Annotated in this window: 14 protein-coding genes; 12 read left to right on the top strand and 2 right to left on the bottom strand. The window is 56.3% G+C overall.

What is annotated here, in order from left to right; translation table 11 throughout:
* Positions 1-83: 83 nt before the first annotated feature.
* The 11 genes from metK to pnp all read left to right on the top strand — a co-directional run bounded on the left by metK (position 84) and on the right by pnp (position 14,160).
* On the top strand, positions 84-1,256 hold the full coding sequence (gene metK, locus AC0J4F_RS03465) for a methionine adenosyltransferase (RefSeq protein WP_133949300.1): 1,173 nt from the start codon (positions 84-86) through the stop codon (positions 1,254-1,256).
* 73 nt (positions 1,257-1,329) lie between these two features.
* Positions 1,330-2,016: a tRNA (guanine(46)-N(7))-methyltransferase TrmB gene (trmB, locus tag AC0J4F_RS03460; protein WP_473025408.1), complete on the top strand. Its 687-nt coding sequence runs from the start codon at positions 1,330-1,332 to the stop codon at positions 2,014-2,016.
* A gap of 298 nt (positions 2,017-2,314) precedes the next feature.
* Positions 2,315-2,911, top strand: coding sequence for a ribosome maturation factor RimP (gene rimP, locus AC0J4F_RS03455; protein WP_133949296.1), 597 nt, complete (start codon positions 2,315-2,317; stop codon positions 2,909-2,911).
* A gap of 65 nt (positions 2,912-2,976) precedes the next feature.
* Positions 2,977-4,629, top strand: coding sequence for a transcription termination factor NusA (gene nusA / locus AC0J4F_RS03450; protein ID WP_473025407.1), 1,653 nt, complete (start codon positions 2,977-2,979; stop codon positions 4,627-4,629).
* 147 nt (positions 4,630-4,776) lie between these two features.
* The gene (locus AC0J4F_RS03445; RefSeq protein ID WP_133949292.1) at positions 4,777-5,412 is read left to right on the top strand and encodes an RNA-binding protein; all 636 of its coding nucleotides are present in this window, start codon (positions 4,777-4,779) and stop codon (positions 5,410-5,412) included.
* Positions 5,413-5,441: 29 nt separating this feature from the next.
* Positions 5,442-8,180 carry a translation initiation factor IF-2 gene (infB, locus tag AC0J4F_RS03440; protein WP_133949290.1) on the top strand — a complete coding sequence of 913 codons (2,739 nt, stop codon included), beginning with the start codon at positions 5,442-5,444 and terminating at the stop codon, positions 8,178-8,180.
* A gap of 98 nt (positions 8,181-8,278) precedes the next feature.
* A complete protein-coding gene (gene rbfA / locus AC0J4F_RS03435) occupies positions 8,279-8,689 on the top strand; it encodes a 30S ribosome-binding factor RbfA (protein ID WP_473025406.1) in 411 nt (136 codons plus the stop codon).
* 82 nt (positions 8,690-8,771) lie between these two features.
* Complete coding sequence (gene truB, locus AC0J4F_RS03430) at positions 8,772-9,716, top strand: tRNA pseudouridine(55) synthase TruB (protein ID WP_473025405.1); 945 nt, start codon at positions 8,772-8,774, stop codon at positions 9,714-9,716.
* An 88-nt stretch (positions 9,717-9,804) separates the two neighbouring features.
* Positions 9,805-11,199: a flavin monoamine oxidase family protein gene (locus AC0J4F_RS03425; protein ID WP_473025404.1), complete on the top strand. Its 1,395-nt coding sequence runs from the start codon at positions 9,805-9,807 to the stop codon at positions 11,197-11,199.
* Positions 11,200-11,453: 254 nt separating this feature from the next.
* A complete protein-coding gene (rpsO, locus tag AC0J4F_RS03420) occupies positions 11,454-11,723 on the top strand; it encodes a 30S ribosomal protein S15 (protein ID WP_133949282.1) in 270 nt (89 codons plus the stop codon).
* A 313-nt stretch (positions 11,724-12,036) separates the two neighbouring features.
* A complete protein-coding gene (pnp, locus tag AC0J4F_RS03415; RefSeq protein ID WP_133949278.1) occupies positions 12,037-14,160 on the top strand; it encodes a polyribonucleotide nucleotidyltransferase in 2,124 nt (707 codons plus the stop codon).
* Positions 14,161-14,254: 94 nt separating this feature from the next.
* Here the strand turns inward: pnp and AC0J4F_RS03410 are convergent, their stop codons facing one another.
* Together AC0J4F_RS03410 and AC0J4F_RS03405 are read right to left on the bottom strand one after the other, a co-directional pair.
* Entirely contained in the window at positions 14,255-17,008 is a 2,754-nt protein-coding gene (locus AC0J4F_RS03410; RefSeq protein WP_473025402.1) for an EAL domain-containing protein, read from the bottom strand.
* Positions 17,005-18,033, bottom strand: a complete 1,029-nt coding sequence (locus AC0J4F_RS03405) for a substrate-binding domain-containing protein (protein WP_473025401.1) — start codon at positions 18,031-18,033, stop codon at positions 17,005-17,007. The genes AC0J4F_RS03410 and AC0J4F_RS03405 overlap by 4 nt, the downstream gene beginning before the upstream one ends.
* A 464-nt stretch (positions 18,034-18,497) precedes the next feature.
* Here AC0J4F_RS03405 and dapB point away from each other — a divergent pair, with 464 nt between their 5' ends.
* The gene (gene dapB, locus AC0J4F_RS03400) at positions 18,498-19,310 is read left to right on the top strand and encodes a 4-hydroxy-tetrahydrodipicolinate reductase (protein WP_473025400.1); all 813 of its coding nucleotides are present in this window, start codon (positions 18,498-18,500) and stop codon (positions 19,308-19,310) included.
* The last annotated feature ends 26 nt before the right edge of the window (positions 19,311-19,336 follow it).

The following is a 19,336-nucleotide window of genomic DNA, read 5'->3' as shown; positions in this document are numbered from 1 at the left end:
CCAAACTTCTTAGATTGATGGCACCTGAAGCGGCGATCGTAATCGCCGCTTCTTTGTATTCATTCCCAGAAGGACGATCGCCAATGGCACGTCAAAATTACCTGTTCACGTCTGAGTCCGTCTCCGAAGGTCATCCAGACAAGGTTTGCGACCGTATTTCTGACGCGGTTGTAGATGCCTACCTCAAAGAAATGCCTGAGGCCCGTGTTGCCGCTGAGACGCTGGCGACCACCAACCGGATCGTGATTGCCGGTGAAACCCGCGGGCCTGCGACCATCACCAACGAATACATCGCGCATTTGGCGCGTATGGCCGTCAAAGACATCGGCTATGAGCAGGACGGCTTCCATTGGGAAGACTGCGATATCGCTGTGCATTTGCATGCCCAGTCTGCTCACATCGCTCAAGGCGTTGATGCCGGCGGCAACAAGGATGAGGGTGCGGGCGATCAGGGCATCATGTTCGGTTACGCATGCCGCGAGACCGAAGAGTTGATGCCGGCGCCAATTCTCTTTTCACACAAGATCCTGAAAACGCTGGCAGAAGCCCGTAAAACCGGCAAGGAACCGGTGCTTGGTCCGGATGCGAAGAGCCAGGTGACTGTTCGCTACGAAAACGGCAAGCCGGTCGGTGTCACGTCCATCGTCCTGTCGACGCAACATTTGGACCCGGCGCTCACCTCGCCTGATGTCAAAGCAATCGTCGAGCCCTACATCCTGTCCTCCTTACCGGACGGCTGGGTCACGGATGAAACAGTTTGGCATGTTAATCCGACGGGCGCGTTCGTTATTGGCGGTCCGGATGGCGATGCAGGTCTGACAGGCCGCAAGATCATCGTCGATACTTACGGCGGCGCTGCCCCACACGGTGGTGGCGCGTTCTCCGGTAAGGATCCGACAAAGGTTGACCGGTCTGCAGCCTACGCCGCCCGCTATCTGGCAAAGAACGTTGTCGCGGCCGATTTGGCCGATCGGTGCACGATCCAGTTGTCGTACGCAATTGGCGTGTCCGATCCTTTGTCGGTCTACGTCGATTTCCACGGCACTGGCCGGTGCGGCGAAGCCAAATTGGAAACAGCGCTGCGCGACGTAATGGGCCTCAGCCCGCGCGGCATTCGCGAGCATTTGCAACTGAACAATCCGATTTATGAGCGCACCGCAGCCTATGGTCACTTTGGCCGGCAGCCGGATGCCGATGGCGGGTTCAGCTGGGAAAAAACAGACCTGGTTGACGAACTGCGCTCGCTTGCAGGATAAGCCGGACCCAGAAAGGTCCACTCACAAGAATGAAGATCGCCGGCCTTTGAGGCCGGCGATTTGGTTTGAAGCAATGAATGATCGATACGAAGGTTCTTTTTTTGGACGCCGGAAAGGCAAGCCGCTCACCCCGCGCCGGGAAGCGCTCATGGCAGATGTTCTGCCGGAGCTTTCCCTGGATCTTACAACGCCGCCGCCTGCCGACTTGAAGGACCTCTTCAAGGCAAAGGTTACATCTGTCTGTTTGGAGGTGGGCTTCGGCGGTGGTGAGCATTTGTTGCACCGGGCCCGGACCAATCCGGAAACCGGGTTCATAGGCATAGAGCCGTTTGTTGGAAGCATGGCAAAAGCCGTTGCTGCCGTAACGGATGAAAACCTCCAAAATGTTCGGCTTTATGACGACGATGCGGTCAATGTCCTAGATTGGATGCCGGAAGCTTCGCTCGATCTCGCATACCAGCTTTATCCGGATCCGTGGCCAAAGAAGCGCCATTGGAAGCGGCGTTTTATCAACGGACAGAACCTTGATCGGTATGCACGCGCCTTGAAGCCTGGAGCCGAATTCCGGTTTGCCAGCGACATCGACACCTACATCGATTGGACACTGCGCCATTGCCGCGACCATCCGGCCTTTGACTGGGCCGCGGAAACCGCGTCTGACTGGAAAACCCCTTGGGAAGGTTGGCCCGGCACACGGTATGAGGCCAAGGCGATCCGTGAGGGGCGCATTGGCCGGTATCTCACCTTCTTAAGGCGGTAGAGCCTGTACCAGAGCAGTGTCAGCTGGAGCAGTGACTGCCGGGCAAATGCAGACTCTTTTCCAGCATTCACCCCAAGCCCCTTGCCTTTGAGGGGTGTTTGGCGTTATACAGCCGGTGTTTCATCTCAAACGGCTTATATGAGCTCTTGAGGGTGGGCCCGCCGGGGACCCGCTCTTTTTTGCTTAACCCCATGCCGGAAACCGAATGTGATATTGCCGGGCAGCGCCTGAGTTTATCTCTAAGCTCGATGCCCAACTGAAACAAAACTGCCTCAAATTGGCAGAATGGAGCCGGGTATTGAGCGACCAAGAACCGAGAATTGTCACCGAACAAGGGCTTGATGCCCGTGTTGCGGCAATTGTTGAGCCGGTTATTGAAGATCTCGGCTACCGGCTCGTGCGCACCAGGATCAGCGCGGCAAACGGATGCACGCTGCAGATCATGGCCGAGCGCCCGGACGGCACCATGACGGTGGATGATTGTGAAACAATCAGCCGGGCTGTGTCGCCTGCTTTGGATGTCGAAGATCCGATCAACCGGGCGTATCACCTTGAAGTGTCGTCTCCCGGCATTGATCGGCCGCTTGTGCGCGCCGGTGATTTTGACCGCTGGGCCGGTCACGAAATGAAAGTCGAGATGGACGTCATGCAAGATGGCCGCAAGCGGTTCCGCGGAACGCTTCTCGGCGTTGAGGGTGCGTCGGCAAAAATGCGTTTGCCTGATGCTCCCGAAGGTGAAGCAGATACTGTTCTGCTTCCGATGGAAGATATTGGCGAAGCCAAACTGGTCTTGACCGATGACTTGATTACGGCAGCTCTTCAGGCCGAAAAGGCGGCCTTGGCCGCACGCGGCGAGAGCGCCGATGAATTGACACAGGATAACACGCCGAACTGAGCCTGAGCTCGTTGGCACTTGGATGAACGCGCCCGACCCGACCCTTGGCGCAAGAGGAGTGGATTATGGCAATCAGCGCAAACCGGCTTGAACTGCTGCAAATTGCGGACGCAGTTGCTCGGGAAAAGTCGATCGACCGGATGATCGTCATCAATGCAATGGAAGATGCCATCCAGAAGGCAGCCCGCTCGCGTTATGGCACGGAAACGGAAGTTCGCGCAGAGATTAATCCGAAAACCGGGGATATCCGATTGCAGCGTCTGCTTCAGGTTGTGGAAGCTGTCGAGAACGTCTCCACCGAGATTTCTCTGGACGATGCCACAGCGCGCAATCCGGAAGCCGGTCTGGGTGATTTCATCGCCGAGCCGTTGCCGCCGCTGGACTTCGGCCGCATTGCCGCTCAGTCTGCAAAGCAGGTTATCGTTCAAAAGGTTCGCGAAGCAGAGCGTGATCGTCAGTATGACGAATTCAAGGACCGTGTTGGCGAAGTCATCAACGGGGTAGTCAAGCGGGCGGAATACGGCAACGTCATTGTCGATCTTGGCCGGGGCGAAGGGATTGTTCGCCGCGATGAGCTGATCCCGCGTGAGATCTTCCGCACGGGCGACCGTATCCGGGCAATCATTTACGACGTGCGCCGCGAGCAACGCGGTCCGCAGATCTTCCTGTCCCGGACCCATCCGCAGTTCATGGCCAAGCTGTTTGCCCAGGAAGTCCCGGAAATCTATGACGGTGTCATCGAGATCAAATCTGTCGCTCGTGACCCAGGGTCCCGCGCAAAGATCGCTGTAATCTCGAAAGACAGCTCCATCGACCCGGTTGGTGCGTGTGTGGGTATGCGTGGTTCCCGTGTGCAGGCCGTTGTTGGCGAGCTTCAGGGCGAAAAGATCGACATTATTCCATGGAATGACGAGGCAGCCACGTTCATCGTCAACGCGCTGCAGCCGGCCGAAGTTGCCAAGGTTGTTCTCGATGAGGATGCCGAGCGTATTGAAGTTGTCGTTCCGGATGACCAACTATCATTGGCGATCGGACGCCGTGGTCAGAATGTGCGACTGGCATCCCAGTTGACCGGCTGGGCGATCGACATCATGACAGAACAGGAAGAATCCGAGCGCCGCAGCAAGGAATTCCAGGAACGGTCTCAACTGTTCATGGACGCCCTCAATGTTGATGAAATGGTTGGTCAGTTGCTGGCGACAGAAGGGTTCACATCTGTTGAAGAGGTCGCCTATGTGGAGATCGAAGAAATCTCCATGATCGAAGGCTTTGACGACGACACGGCAGTTGAAATCCAGGCGCGCGCCCGTGACTATCTGAATGAGCTGGAAGCAAAGCTCGATGAAGAGCGGATCGAACTCGGCGTTTCAGACGAGTTGCGCTCGATTGATGGTCTGACAAGCGCTATGCTGGTGGCTCTCGGCAAAGACGACGTCAAGACGATGGAAGACCTTGCCGGTTGCGCTGCGGACGATCTGGTTGGTTGGACCGAGCGCAAAGATGGCGAGACCAAGCGATATGATGGTGCGCTGTCCGCTTATGATGTTTCCCGCGCCGATGCGGAAAACATGGTAATGGCAGCCCGTCTGGCGGCCGGCTGGATTACCGAAGAAGAACTCGCTGCTCAAATGGCAGACGAGGACGCGGAATCGGAAGAGATCGAAGCTGAAGAGGAAACCGTTGAGGAAGCACCGGCCGGTGCGATCCTGAACGGATAATTCCATCGGCTGGACTTACGAGGCCGAGTGCCTCTAGTGAGCGGTAACGCCTTGGCGGCGACCGCTCAAACAAGACTGAAAGTGGTCAACGCGGTTTGCGTCTCTGCCTGAGCATCGGGCGCATGGTTGATCGAGAGGAGTGGCAGCGTGCCAAGGAAGAATGAGCCAACCGAACGGCAATGCGCCGTCACCCGGGAGGTTCAGCCCGTCAGCTCGCTGATCCGGTTTGTGCTTGATCCAGAGGGTCAGGTTGTTCCGGATCTGAAAAGGGTTCTGCCGGGGCGCGGTGTATGGGTAACAGCGTCGAGCGATGTCGTCTCTGTTGCCGAGAAAGACCGGAAGAAAGTGTTTGGCCGGGGCTTCAAGACCGAAGTCAGCGTCGAACCTGGATTGGCCGAGCGCGTCGATGCGCTCATGGAAAAAAGTGCGCTTCAGGCGCTTTCCATGACGCGCAAGGCGGGCGAGCTGATCACCGGTTATTCGAAAGTTGACGCAGCCTTGCGGCGGGATCCCGTCGCAGGACTGATCCATGCCTCGGATGCTGCGGAAGACGGGGTACGGAAACTGGCGGCCGTGGCCGCGGGTAGAAATGAAGAAGCAAACGGATGCCAAATCGTCCGTTTGTTCGATTCGGACCAATTGGATTTGGCATTGGGCCGGTCAAATGTGATACATGCTGCACTGCTTGCGGGGCAGGCCAGCGAAAATTTCCTGTCACGGGTACGTGACTTGGAGCGTTTTCGCGGCTATTCCGTCGCAGACGACGAAAAGAGCAACGCATAGCAGGGCGGTTGCGCAGGACTGAAGGCAATATGAGCGATACGAAAAATCCGGGCGACAAGACAATCAGCGTTGAGCGTGGCAAGACGCTTGGCCTAAAGCGTGGTGGTGGCGATTCAGGAACTGTTCGCCAGTCCTTTTCGCATGGCCGGTCAAAGGCCGTCGTCGTGGAAAAGAAGAAACGCCGTGTCGTCCTGCCGGGCCAAGAGCCGAAACCGGAAGCTCCGGCTCCGGTTACGCAACGCCTTGAAACACCTTCCGAGGTGCCGCCGCGCAAGCCGGACGCAACGGCTGCCCGCCAGGGGCGCAAGCCAGGTGGCGGACAACGGCAAAAAGGCAATGGCAATGTGCTGCGCACGCTGACGCCTGAAGAAGCGAAAGCGCGTCAGGCTGCACTGCTGATGGCCAAGGAGCGCGAGGTTGAAGAAGCCAAGCTCCGCGAGGAAGAGGCCAAGCGCCGCGCCGCCGCAGAAGCTCAGCGCAAGCAGGAAGAAGAAGTTCGCGCCAAGGCAGAAGCCGAAGAGCGGCAAAAACGCGAAGCCGAAGAAGCTCAGGCAGCTGCGGAGCAGGCAAAGGTTGCCGAAACTCCGAAAGTTGAAGAAGCTCCGGCTGAAGCGCCTGCCGCAAAGGCTGCGCCGCAAGAACGTCCAGCTCAGCGCCGCGAAGTCCGCAAAGCGCCGGGCCGCGACGACAGCAAGCCGCGCAACCTGAATGACATGGGCCGCCGGAAGACAGAAACTCCGGCCAGCCCGAAACCGGAAGAGCGTCCGGCCGCTGGTGCAGATGATCGCGGCGCAGCCAACAAAAACCTGCGCGCGGTTAAACGTCCCAAACAGGCCCCGGCTCCGGCTCCGGCACGTCCGAAGGGTGGCGACGATCGCCGCCGTTCGAAGCTGACGATTTCTGCCGCGACCGGTGGTCACGATGGGCAGCGGACACGCTCGCTTGCATCCATGCGCCGCCGTCAGGAAAAGGCAAAGCGCGGCCAGCAGCAGGTTGTTCGCGAGAAGGTCATGCGGGAAGTCACGCTTCCGGAAGCGATCACCATCCAGGAGCTCGCCAACCGTATGGCAGAGCGCGCTGTTGACGTGATCAAGCTTCTTATGAAGCAAGGCCAAATGCTCAAGATCAACGATGTAATTGACGCCGATACGGCCGAACTCATCGCTGAAGAAATGGGCCATACGGTTAAGCGTGTTTCTGAAGCCGATGTTGAAGAAGGTCTCTTCTCTTCGGACGACGATGAGGGCACCTTGCAACCGCGTCCGCCGGTCGTGACCATCATGGGTCACGTTGACCATGGTAAGACATCGCTTCTGGATGCTGTCCGCAAGGCCAAAGTGGCAACCGGTGAAGCAGGTGGCATCACTCAGCACATTGGTGCCTATCAGGTCGAGCAGGACGGCAACAAGATCACCTTCATCGATACCCCGGGCCACGCGGCGTTCAGCCAGATGCGTGCCCGCGGCGCGAAGTCGACCGACATTGTGATCCTGGTGGTTGCCGCCGACGATGGCGTCATGCCGCAGACCAAGGAAGCGATTGCGCACGCCAAGGCAGCGGATGTTCCGATCATCATCGCCATCAACAAGATGGACAAGCCCGATGCAGATCCGAACCGGGTTCGTACGGAGCTTCTGAGCGAAGAGATCGTTACTGAATCCATGGGTGGTGACGTCATCGACGTTGAGGTCTCGGCCAAATCCGGTCAAAACCTCGACAAGCTTCTGGAAATGATCCTGTTGCAGTCCGAAGTTCTGGAACTTCAGGCCAACCCGGATCGGACCGCGGAAGGTATCGTCATCGAAGCACAGCTCGATCGTGGCCGTGGTCCGGTTGCGACTGTTCTGGTGCAGAAGGGTACTCTCAAGCCGGGTGACATTCTGGTTGCCGGTTCCGAGTGGGGCCGTGTCCGCGCGATGCTTGACGAAAATGGCAAGCAGGTCAGTGAAGCTGGCCCGGCGAAACCGGTCGAGGTCCTCGGCTTCCAGGGAACGCCGGCTGCCGGTGACATGGTTGCAGTGGTTGAAAACGAAGCCCGTGCCCGTGAGATCACCGACTATCGTCAGCGCCAGATCCGCGAGAAGGCATCTGTCGTTGCATCTGGGACACGTGGCTCGCTTGAGCAAATGATGAACCGTCTGCAGGAAACGGGCCGCAAGGAGTTCCCGCTGGTTCTGAAAGCCGACGTGCAGGGGTCTGCAGAAGCCATTGCACATGCGTTGAACGAGCTTGGAACAGACGAAGTCGGTGCGCGCATTCTGCTGTCCGGCGTGGGCGGCATCACGGAAAGCGACATCACGCTGGCGGCGGCATCCAAAGCACCGATCCTTGGCTTCAACGTGCGTGCCAACAAGCAGGCACGTGAAGCGGCTCAGCGTGACGGCATCGAGATCCGTTATTACAACGTGATTTATGATCTCGTCGACGACATCAAGGCTGCCATGTCCGGCCTTCTGTCGCCAGAGCGCCGCGAGACGTTCCTTGGCAATGCGGAGATCAAAGAGATCTTCCACATCTCCAAGGTCGGCAAGGTTGCGGGCTGTCTGGTTACCGAGGGCGTTGTGGAGCGCGGCGCGCAAGTCCGCCTCATCCGCGACGACGTGGTCATCCACGAAGGCGAGTTGGGCACGCTCAAGCGCTTCAAGGACGAGGTCAAGTCTGTCGAATCCGGTCAGGAATGCGGCATGAACTTCACCAAGTACCAGGACATGCGTCCGGGCGATGTTATCGAGTGTTTCCGCGTCGAGCACATCAAACGTACGCTCTGATCGCCGGTTACTGATTGGAAAAGATGCGCGCCGGCGGGACTTCAAGGTCACGCCGGCGCCCTTGCATTTGGAGCCTCGACGGCTCGTTAGGAATTGAAATGGCGAAACATTCTGGACAGGACAGTCAGGGACCATCGCAGCGCCAGCTGAAGGTGGGTGAAACGGTCCGTAAGGAGCTGTCAGACATTTTCACACGCGGCCGGTTTTCCGATCCGGACCTCGACGGCGTCATCATCACGATCCCGGAAGTCCGCATGACACCGGATCTGCGTTTGGCGACTTGCCTCGTGATGCCGCTGGGCGGTGTGAATGCCGAAAAGGTTGAGAAGGCCTTGAACCGGAGCGCAAAATATCTCCGAGGTCAGGTCTCCCGCCGGCTGACAATGAAATACATGCCCGATCTGCGCTTTGTCCTGGATACGCGCTTTGACGATGACGACCGCATCGACACGCTTCTTCATTCTCCGGATGTTGCTCGGGATCTGGACGGTCCGCAGGAAGATCAGTGAATTGCTTGGAAAGCCTATAGGGCGTCACGTTAGGCAGTGATGATCCCAGGGTGGACAGACGCGTTACGAACAAGAAGAAAAAATGGCCCGCAAACAGCAATTCAAAAGAAAAAAGAACACGATCAACGGTTGGCTGGTATTGGACAAGCCCTTCGGCATCACGTCCAACGAGGCCCTCGGCAAGATCAAGCGGATCTTTTCACCGCAAAAGGTCGGGCATGCAGGCACTTTGGATCCGCGGGCCTCTGGCCTGCTGCCGGTGGCCTTCGGGGAAGCGACCAAGACCGTTCCCTTTGTGATGGACGGACGCAAGGTTTACCGGTTCGAGGTGACATGGGGCGCGGAAACCAACACCGATGACACCGAAGGTGAGGTCGTTGCAACATCGGATGTGCGTCCGGATGCAGATGCGATCAAGGCCGTTCTCCCGGAATTCATCGGCGAAATCATGCAGGTTCCGCCCAAATTTTCCGCGATCAAGGTCGCAGGCGAGCGGGCCTATGATCTCGCCCGTGACGGTGAAGAGGTCGAATTGGAAGCCCGGCCAATTGATATGCACCGGCTTGATCTGGTCGCCTGTGTCGATGAAAACCGGGCTGTTTTTGAAGCGGAGTGCGGCAAGGGCACCTATGTGCGGGCGCTGGCTCGGGACATCGGCCGGCGTCTTGGCACACGCGGCCATGTGACCGAACTGCGCCGTCTTCTAGTTGGGCCATTCGGTGAAGGGGATCTGATCGAGCTTGACGAAATCCTTCAGATGGCAGAAGAGCTTGAAGAAGGTGCGGGTGTCGATGACCTGGTCGAAGAATTTGTCTTGCCGGTCCGCGAAGCGATGGATGAGTTGGTCGAAGTCACTGTCTCGGATGACGATGCAGCCAAGATCAAAAAGGGCATGGCTGTGCTCCTGCGTGGCCGGGACGCCCCGTTGAACTGTGATGTCGCCTTTGCCAGCCACGCAAGTGTTCCCGTCGCCATCGGTGCGATCGAAAAGGGCCGCTTTCAGCCGAGCCGGGTGTTTCATCTTTAGGGCCAAGCCTGCGATCACAGCCTGACGTTTCGGCTAAACCGTGCCATGATGCCCAGGCACAAACGGCAACGACCGGGTGGAGGGCACTATGAAGCGCGGGCGGAAGATCTTTACGGATACTCGCGGGCGGGCAACGCGGCGCCAAGTGCTGAAAACTGGTGCTGCTTTGGCGCTAACTTCGCCGTTTCTGCATGCAAGTTTAGCGAAAGCCCAAAACGACGACTTCGATGTGATTGTGATTGGGGCCGGAATTGCAGGCCTCGCTGCAGCAAGGCGACTCCAGGATCTTGGATACGCGGTTGTTGTCCTGGAGGCGACGTCTGCCGTCGGTGGGCGGATCCGGACAGATTGGTCTTTGGGCGCGCCATTTGAGGTCGGTGCCGGCTGGATCCACAGGCCTGAGGGAAATCCGGTTTCAAAACTCGCAGATGCGATCGACGCGCCGACTTACATTACATCGGATGAAAGCCATCAGGTCTATGCCCAAGATGGCGCTGCTGTTTCGAGATCCACGATCAACTCCAAGTACCGTGACTTGATGCGCCTCTATAAGCGCATTGACGATACGTTCGACAATGATCAGCCGCTGTCTGAGGCAATCCGCCGTGTCTCCAAGGATAGCCTGCCGAATCCGGTGCTTCGCTGGATGATGAGTGCCTACACGGAGTTCTCTACCGGCGGACCCATTGAAAAACTGTCCGCCTACTATTTCGATGAGGACGATGAATATGATGGGGCGGATGTTATCGTGACAAAGGGTTACGATCAGATCCCAAAGAGCCTCGCGGACGGTCTGGACGTTCGTTTTGATACGGTTGTTGAAGCGATCGAATATGAAGAAGGCGATGGGGCCGCCGTCTACACGTCAAAGGGAGCATTCGAATCCTATTTCGTGATTTGTACCGTGCCCCTTGGAGTTCTCAAGAAAGGCATGATCGCGTTTGACCCGCCCCTTCCCAAGGCACATCAGAAAAGCATCAACGAAATTGGCTTTGGGAGTGTCACCAAACTGGCGCTGAAGTTTGAGCAGCCATTTTGGCCCGAAGACGTTCAGTATCTTGGCTACATGAGCGAACCAAAAGGGCGCTGGAATTACTTTCTAAATTACCGCACCTTCAGCCCTGAAAACATCCTGCTGGGCGTGAGTGTTGGCGATTATCCGTTTGTTGCCGAGGCAATGAGCGATCCCGATATGATCAGCGATTGCATGGGTGCGCTCCGCGCGATGTTCGGTGAAGACATTCCTGCGCCGATTGGTCATATGGCAACACGCTGGTCGAAAGACCCGCATACGTTCGGCGCGTATTCCTATTCTGCGGTCGGAAACACGCCAGCCGATTTTGACCGTTTTGCAACGCCTGTTGCCAATACCATCCTTTTTGCCGGCGAGCACGCAACCTTCGATTTTCATGGCACGACCCACGGCGCATACCTGACCGGACTGGCAGCGGCAAACCTGATTGAAGATGAGCTTGCGGAATAAAAACTGACTAACCGGGTCAGTCGTGCGTTCAATGAACTTCTCTGATTGGCGTATCTGGGACACCACTTGAGATTCTTCTGGATTTTCGTAAGGTTTTCCGTCATATTCCGCCGCCATTGGGCATTGAAGCTCAAAACGTCCCTTCAAAACCTTTGCTGACCGACATCTTGGCTCTGGCGCAGGAGGGATCAGGCCGGAAATCCGGCATGTCAACGCGCCCGGTCAACGGGCCCCACCTCTTGAAAGGAAGAGCGATGTCGATCACTGCAGAGCGCAAAGCTGAGCTCATCAAAGAATACGCCACCAAGGAAGGCGACACCGGTTCTCCGGAAGTACAGGTCGCGATCCTGACCGAGCGGATCAACAACCTCACCGAACACTTCAAAGGTCATGGCAAGGACAACCACTCCCGCCGCGGTCTTCTGAAGATGGTTGCGCAGCGCCGGTCCCTTCTGGACTACACGCGTGGCAAAAGCGAAGAGCGTTACAAGACCCTCATCGAGCGTCTTGGCATTCGCCGCTAAGGCTTGTTTTAGACTTGATCAACGCGGTGGGCTTGCCCGCCGCGTTTTTCTTTTTGCCAAAGGGCTTTTTCTTGAGTTCCTTAGGCCTTTGAGTGTTTCCCTTTTGGCAGCAAACGCTCTATAGAAACCTCGTGACATGTCATGGGGCAGGATTGCCAGCGTCTTTTCGATTTCACTGAAAAGATACTTGCCGTCTTGCCCATGACCTGTCCGCCGGTAACCGGCCCATCCGGGGCCGACCGGGAATGTGTTTGCCCCAGATGGACCGCTGAGGAATAGCGGCGGGGCAGACAGGCTATGTTAAGGACAGATGATGTTTGATATTCATCGTGTAGAAGTCGACTGGGGCGGACGTCCGCTCATTCTCGAAACGGGTAAGGTTGCCCGTCAGGCTGATGGGTCCGTTATGGCGACCTACGGTGAAACCAAGGTCCTGGCGACCGTTGTTTCCGCCAAAGAGCCGCGGGCCGGCCAAGACTTTTTCCCGCTCACCGTGAACTACCAGGAAAAGGCATTCGCCGCCGGTAAGATCCCGGGTGGCTACTTCAAGCGCGAAGGCCGTCCGTCCGAGCACGAGACCCTCACATCCCGTTTGATCGACCGTCCGATCCGCCCGCTGTTTGCTGACGGTTACAAAAACGACACGCAGGTCGTGATTACCGTCCTGTCGCACGACATGGAAAATGCACCGGACATCCTGGCCATGGTCGCAGCTTCTGCTGCCTTGACCCTGTCTGGCGTTCCGTTCATGGGCCCGATCGGCGGCGCACGCGTTGGTTACATCAACGGCGAATACGTTCTGAACCCGCTGGTCGACGACATGCCGGAATCCGCTCTGGATCTGGTTGTCGCTGGAACCTCCGATGCGGTTCTGATGGTTGAGTCCGAAGCCAAGGAACTTGACGAAGAAACAATGCTCGGTGCGGTCATGTTCGGCCACAAGGGCTTCCAGACCGTCATCGACGCGATCATCAAGCTGGCGGAAGCCGGCGCGAAAGAGCCGCGCGAATTTACTGCGGCCGACCATTCCGAACTGTTCGGCAAAGTCAAGGCAATCGCGGCTGACGATCTCGCCGCCGCTTACAAGATCACAGCAAAAACCGAGCGCAAGAACGCGGTTGATGCGGCCAAGGCCAAGGTTGTCGAGGCGCTGATCACCAACGCTGCCGAAGGTGAAGCGGTCGAGGCGAACGTCCTCGGTGAGCAGTTCAAGAAGCTGGAAGCGGAAATCGTCCGCGGCGGCATTCTGGACACCGGCACCCGCATCGACGGCCGCGATCTCTCCACTGTTCGCCAGATTTCCTCGGAAGTCGGTATTCTACCGCGTGCGCATGGCTCTTCCCTGTTCACCCGCGGTGAAACACAGGGTCTTGTTGTTGCGACCCTCGGCACCGGTGAAGACGAGCAGTTCATCGATCTTCTGGAAGGCACCGTGAAGTCTCATTTCATGCTGCACTACAACTTCCCGCCGTACTCTGTCGGTGAGACCGGCCGCATGGGCTCCCCGGGACGCCGCGAAATCGGTCACGGCAAGCTGGCGTGGCGCGCGATCAACCCGATGCTTCCGGCGCACCATGAGTTCCCGTACACCCTGCGGGTTGTTTCCGAAATCACCGAATCCAACGGGTCGTCCTCCATGGCAACCGTTTGCGGCACCTCCCTGTCGCTGATGGATGCAGGCGTTCCGCTGAAGTCACCGGTTGCCGGTATCGCCATGGGCTTGATCAAGGAAGGCGATCGTTTCGCGGTCCTGTCCGACATCCTGGGCGATGAAGATCACCTCGGTGACATGGACTTCAAGGTGGCTGGTTCTGCGAACGGCATCACCGCGCTGCAGATGGACATCAAGATCGACGGTATCACCGAAGAGATCATGAAGGTTGCTCTGGAGCAGGCCAAGGGCGGCCGGATCCACATCCTCGGCGAAATGGCAAATGCCATCACCGAAGCACGGTCCGAGCTTGGTGAACACGCTCCGCGCATCGAAATGATGAAGATCCCGGTCGACAAGATCCGTGAAGTCATCGGTTCGGGCGGCAAGGTCATTCGCGAGATCGTTGAGAAGACCGGCGCGAAGGTCAACATCGAGGACGACGGCACCGTCAAGATCGCCTCTTCCGATGGCAAAGCCATCAAGGCGGCTGTCAACTGGATCAACTCCATTGCAGCTGAGCCGGAAGTTGGCGTGATCTACGAAGGCACTGTTGTGAAATGCGTTGACTTCGGCGCGTTCGTCAACTTCTTCGGCGCGAAAGACGGCCTGGTGCATATCTCCCAGCTGGCTCCGAAAAAAGTTGCCAAGGTCACCGATGTGGTCAAGGAAGGCGACAAGGTCTGGGTCAAGCTCATGGGCTTCGACGAGCGCGGGAAGGTCCGCCTGTCCATGAAGGTTGTTGACCAGGAAACCGGTCAGGAAATCCCGAAAGACGCCGAATAAGCTTCAAAAGCTTCTTTAATAGAAAACGCAGGTGCCAGTCGGTACCTGCGTTTTTTTGTGCCCCAAGCGGACAGGTCAACGTGTTGACGTGGGTCTAACTGACCTTCAATTGCAGTTCGGTCTTAAACGGTTCTTCGGCCAGGAATTGGAAGAAATCTTCTCTTGGCATTGGTTTGCCGAAGTAAAAGCCCTGAATCTGACGGCACCCCATGCGCATCAAAATGGTGTTCTGTTTGCGGGTCTCCACGCCCTCACAGACCACACCGATCGACAACGCATTTGCCATGGTCACAATGGCACTGACCAGCGCCTGATCGTCAGTGTCGGTCTCAATATCCTTAATGAAGGAGCGGTCGATTTTGAGGGTATCGATCGGCAGTCGCTTGAGATAGCTCAAGGATGAGTATCCAGTCCCGAAATCATCAAGTGACAGTTTGATGCCCAGGGTCTTGATAGCCATCATGATGGCAACCGGATCGATTTGGCTATCATCGAACATAACGCTCTCAGTGATCTCCAATGTCAGCTGGTCCGGCCGCATGCCCGCGTTGTCGAGAGTGGATTCCAAGAGGTCAACAAAGCCGTCTTCCCGGCATTGGCGCGGCGATATGTTCACCCCGATACTCTGAAGATTGTGGCCGTGCGCACGGCAGTCCGAAAAGAATGTGCAGGCCTTTTTCAGAACAAGCTTTCCAAGTGGGACAATCAAGCCCGTTTCTTCAGCGACGGGAATGAACTCTCCCGGCGACACAAAGCCGAGTTCAGGATCGGTCCATCGCGCGAGGGCTTCGCAACCAGACACAGTACCAGTGGCGCAATTGATGATCGGTTGGATATAGATCTCAATCGTATCATTCTCGATGGCTTTTCGAAGAGCGGATTCGAGCATCAGTGCCCGCGTCATTCGATCATTCGTTTGCTTTGAGAAGAACCGGAAAGCATTGCCGCCATCGGTCTTCGTTTGATGCATGGCGGATTCGGCCTGTTTCAAAAGCGCGATATCTGTAAAGCCGTCCAGCGGAAAGACAGAAATGCCGATACTGGCCGTCAAAACCACATCCTGTCCGTTGCCGACATCAATTCTTTTGGAAACAGCGCCTAAGATTCTCTGGGCGACCCTTTCTGTCTCCCAGTCATCTTCGGTGTCAGTCAGGAGCACGGCAAACTCATCACCGCCAAGGCGGGATACTGTATTGCTGGGGTCAACGGTTTCCCGAATACGATTGCCAACCTCACGCAAGATCGGATCGCCGAGATCATGGCCATGGAGATCATTCACCGTCTTGAATCTGTCCACATCGACAACAAGTACCGCGCCGGCCTTTTCTGTCCTGTCTCCGTGGACGAGACTTTGGCGCAGACGGTCTCTGAACAGATTGCGGTTCGGTAGACCGGTAAGAGCGTCATAGTTTGCATGTTTCTCAATGAGCTCTTCTTGTTCCTTTCGTTCCGTAATGTCTGTGATCGTGCTGTGAATGGCGGTGACGCCGTTCCAGGTGGTCATGCGAACATGTTGCTCAAGCCAGACCGGCTCTCCTGAATCTGCTCTGCCCAAGACTTCATAAACGGCCGGCGCGATGCCACCCTCTTGCCGTATGCGGCGATAGGTTCGCATGCGCTCATGCTCTTCGGGAGCATAGATATCCCAAATCGATTGACCAATCAGCCTGTCCGCATCACCCGGCTCGTATCCGAGGATTTTGAGCAGCGCGTCATTGACGTAAAGGATCTTGGCATCGGAATGGATCACAATCCCTTGCAGCGATCCGTCAATAAGTTCGCGGAACTGGGCATTGGTTCTTTGAACGGCATCAAAGGCGCTGTCAAAGAGTGTGCCGAGGCGGTTGTATTCTGCAATCCGGCCGGGTTCGTACTTGTCGCCTGACCCCTTAGCTGCCCGTCCACCAGCGTAATCCACGAGAGCGTTGAGGTTTGCGGCGGTAAACTGATTGATCAGGAATGCGGCTGAAAACGACGCAATCCCAATGTAAAGAAGAAATGGAAAGAAGATGTCCAGATAGGTGGATTCTATATTTTCGACAATGTCGCTTTTGGATTGTGCGATGATCCGAATTGGGTCTGTGCCAATTTCGTCCAAGAGGACATTGCTGGATGTCAGTGTTCCATCATCGAGGCGGAATGCCTGGTCTCCGAGTTCATTAAGCGTATCTGAGAGTTCTTCGCCATTAGCGAATTTTCCATAAGAGGCCAGCGTTGTAGTCCCGGAGATGATCGCAATATCTCCGGTACCAAGAACGCCTGAAAGGTTGTCGAGGAGAGAGTAAGCATCGTTGATCAGAGTCCCTCCGATAAGTCGGGCGATGACGCGGCCGGTTTCGGGATACACCACTGGTATTGAAATGACCGTGAGTTTCGTTGCCGGCTCGGTGCTGTCGTCGCTGTAGAACCGCCAAACATCTGGTGGCATCGTTCTCAGAGTTTGTCCCGGTAGCACGGAACCGACGTCAACAAGGGCAAGACTGGAATTCAGCCATCCCATCTGCCGTTCATGATCGAGTATAAGCACGTCAGGGACGACAGCCGATGCATTTTGGCCGACGACCTCCATGATCCTTGCAGCCTTCCGGGCATCGTAATCAATAACCGACTGAATGAAATCATCGTTCAGGGCAATCGTACGCAGCTGGCTTTCGATGTCCTTCAAATAGGACTCGAATACCAAAGTCGTGAGCGACTGTTCGCGCTTTGCATTGCGTTCAGCTTCCAACTCAGCGACGGACAAACTTCCAAGGTAGGTGATGCCAAAAAGCGCAACAGCAGTTGCCATGAGGCCGACCACAAACAGGCCTCCGACCAACCAGCTGAACTTCACACCTTTTGTCTTCATTTTGAGTACCGGAAGGCCCGCGCCTTCAATTCTTGAATATCTTCAGTAGAGTTATCCTTGGTGACAAGCGCGAACTCGCCGGAAAACACCACCGGGATCTGGTCACTGTTTCCTGTCTGGTCCAACACGATCGCCTCAGCCATGGCAACACCGTTGTCATCGTTCATCCGCATTACCGTGACATCCAGCTTTCCTTCCAGAATGGCATCCAGTTCGGCGGCGCCTCCACCCCATCCGTTGGTTCTGACGGTTCCTTGGTTGCCGCTTGCTGCGATGGCGTCCATGACCCCGAGAGCGATGTCAGTTGAGCACGCATAGATGAACGATAGGTTTTGATGGTCTTGAAGAATGCTTTCTGTCGCCTGCCGCGATTTTTCCCGGTCATACCCAACGTAGTAGGAGGCCTTGAGGTTCATGGCTTCCGGATCTGAATAAGCCTGCAAGAAAGTGTTGCCCCGGGCTCGGCTGACGTATCCGCGAGGCCCGAACAGAATTGCAAAGTCCTGTTTTTGGCCGAGCTTGGTCTTGTAGTGGTCGATGAGAAGCTGGGTACCGGCGACATGGTCGAAACCGACATAAAGAAAGGGCTGCCGTTCCTTCCAAACCTTCAGTGGTGTCGTAATGTTTTGAAGGATGACTTTAGGTTTTCCTCGGGCGATGAGACGTTGAACAATCGGCTTGTGGCGCAGGACGTCCAGAGTGAAAACCAGATAATCCGGATTGTTCGCCAGAGCCTGTGTGATCAGCGCGGCCTGGCTGCCCGCATCCGATGATGATCCGGAAAAATAAGACTCGATCTTGTGAGGGAGACCAATCTCGTCCATCCGCGCTTCAAACGACGCGAGACTGCGGCGCCAATAATCTGATGCCTGGCTGCCAGGATATATGATTGCGACATTAACCGGATTGACTTTGGTTTCCAGCGGGATCGCCGGCGCCGACACGCGCTGCGCAAAGCCTTCTGCGGCAGACCGTTGTTTTTTATTCAGCGCGATAAACTCGGTGAGCGACCAGAATTCGTCCAAACTCGTGTCTTGAGCTGTAGCTGTCGTCAAATATGCAAGGCTCAGAACAACGGAGACTGCCAAAGATGTAAATAACGATCTTCGTACGGCTTTGCGCAAAATATTGAGTTGGCTCATACCGAAATCGCTCGCCAGAAATACTGATCCGAGATAACTGGCGTTCATTGTGATTGTGGTTTGATATGATGCAATCAAAAAAGCCGCTTTTTTTGTTGTGCCTGATCACTTTATCGAAACGCTATTATAAGAGGTCAAACAAATACTTAATTAAACGAATTATTGTTTGTTTTTATCATGTTAATTTAGGCCATTCTGCAATCGATCAGTTAATATCGGTTGGGCCTAACTTCTGTCCCAAGTTACGGACCAGACATTGAAGCGCCCGTGTTTGTTGCGCTCGCATCAGACATTTGCCTGCAGTTACGAACCTGCTATACCGCTGCCAACTTTGAAGGGAACAAGGTATGGGTTCAATGCGCTTGGTCGTGGTTGGTGCAGGTGGCCGGATGGGACGGGCCTTGACCCGGGCCGTCACAGATGCTGCGGGAGCAGACGTGGTTGCGGCCATTGAGCAAGAGGGATCACCATTCCTAGGTCAGGATGTGGGTGAGCTTGCCGGCGTTGGCGCTTTGAATGTCCCTGTGACCGATGATCCGTTGTCTGCATTTGCGAAAGCCGACGGGGTCTTGGATTTTACAGCGCCGAAAGCGAGCATATGGTTTGCTGAGTTGGCGGCCCAAGCGCGGATCGTTCATGTCATCGGAACGACTGGTTGGACGCCGGAGGAGGAAACACCTCTTCGCGCCGCTGCAAGGCACGCACGGATTATCAAATCCGGCAACATGAGCCTTGGCGTCAATTTGCTGGCGAGTCTTGTGCGCAAGGCGGCAGGGGCATTGGACGCAGACTTTGATATCGAAGTTCTGGAAATGCATCACAAACACAAGGTCGATGCGCCGTCCGGCACTGCTTTGCTTCTTGGCGAAGCTGCCGCAGAAGGCCGCGGGATCGATCTCCAGACCCATTCAGTTCGAAGCCGTGACGGTATTATGGAACCGCGAAAAACCGGCGATATCGGTTTTGCGACCCTTCGGGGCGGATCCGTCATAGGAGAGCACTCCGTGATTTTCGCCGGTGAAGGCGAGCGGATTGAGCTGACGCACCGCGCCGAAGACCGGCAGCTGTTCGCACGCGGCGCGGTCAAGGCGGCCCTGTGGGGCTTCGACCAGAAACCCGGATTATATTCCATGGCCGATGTCCTCGGCCTGGACACCTGATCAATTCAAGATGATCCACCTAAGGA

The organism is Roseibium sp. R5 (assembly GCF_055755305.1).
The sequence above is the reverse complement of the archived record's forward strand: the minus strand, read 5'-3'. Positions and strand labels throughout refer to the sequence as shown.

Bases quoted from the DNA above. Each gene is read 5' to 3' on its own strand.
- metK (WP_133949300.1), top strand. From the start codon at position 84: ATGGCACGTCAAAATTACCTGTTCACGTCTGAGTCCGTCTCCGAAGGT.
- trmB (WP_473025408.1), top strand. From the start codon at position 1,330: ATGAATGATCGATACGAAGGTTCTTTTTTTGGACGCCGGAAAGGCAAG.
- nusA (WP_473025407.1), top strand. From the start codon at position 2,977: ATGGCAATCAGCGCAAACCGGCTTGAACTGCTGCAAATTGCGGACGCA.
- infB (WP_133949290.1), top strand. From the start codon at position 5,442: ATGAGCGATACGAAAAATCCGGGCGACAAGACAATCAGCGTTGAGCGT.
- rbfA (WP_473025406.1), top strand. From the start codon at position 8,279: ATGGCGAAACATTCTGGACAGGACAGTCAGGGACCATCGCAGCGCCAG.
- truB (WP_473025405.1), top strand. From the start codon at position 8,772: ATGGCCCGCAAACAGCAATTCAAAAGAAAAAAGAACACGATCAACGGT.
- AC0J4F_RS03425 (WP_473025404.1), top strand. From the start codon at position 9,805: ATGAAGCGCGGGCGGAAGATCTTTACGGATACTCGCGGGCGGGCAACG.
- rpsO (WP_133949282.1), top strand. From the start codon at position 11,454: ATGTCGATCACTGCAGAGCGCAAAGCTGAGCTCATCAAAGAATACGCC.
- pnp (WP_133949278.1), top strand. From the start codon at position 12,037: ATGTTTGATATTCATCGTGTAGAAGTCGACTGGGGCGGACGTCCGCTC.
- AC0J4F_RS03410 (WP_473025402.1), bottom strand. From the start codon at position 17,008: ATGAAGACAAAAGGTGTGAAGTTCAGCTGGTTGGTCGGAGGCCTGTTT.
- dapB (WP_473025400.1), top strand. From the start codon at position 18,498: ATGGGTTCAATGCGCTTGGTCGTGGTTGGTGCAGGTGGCCGGATGGGA.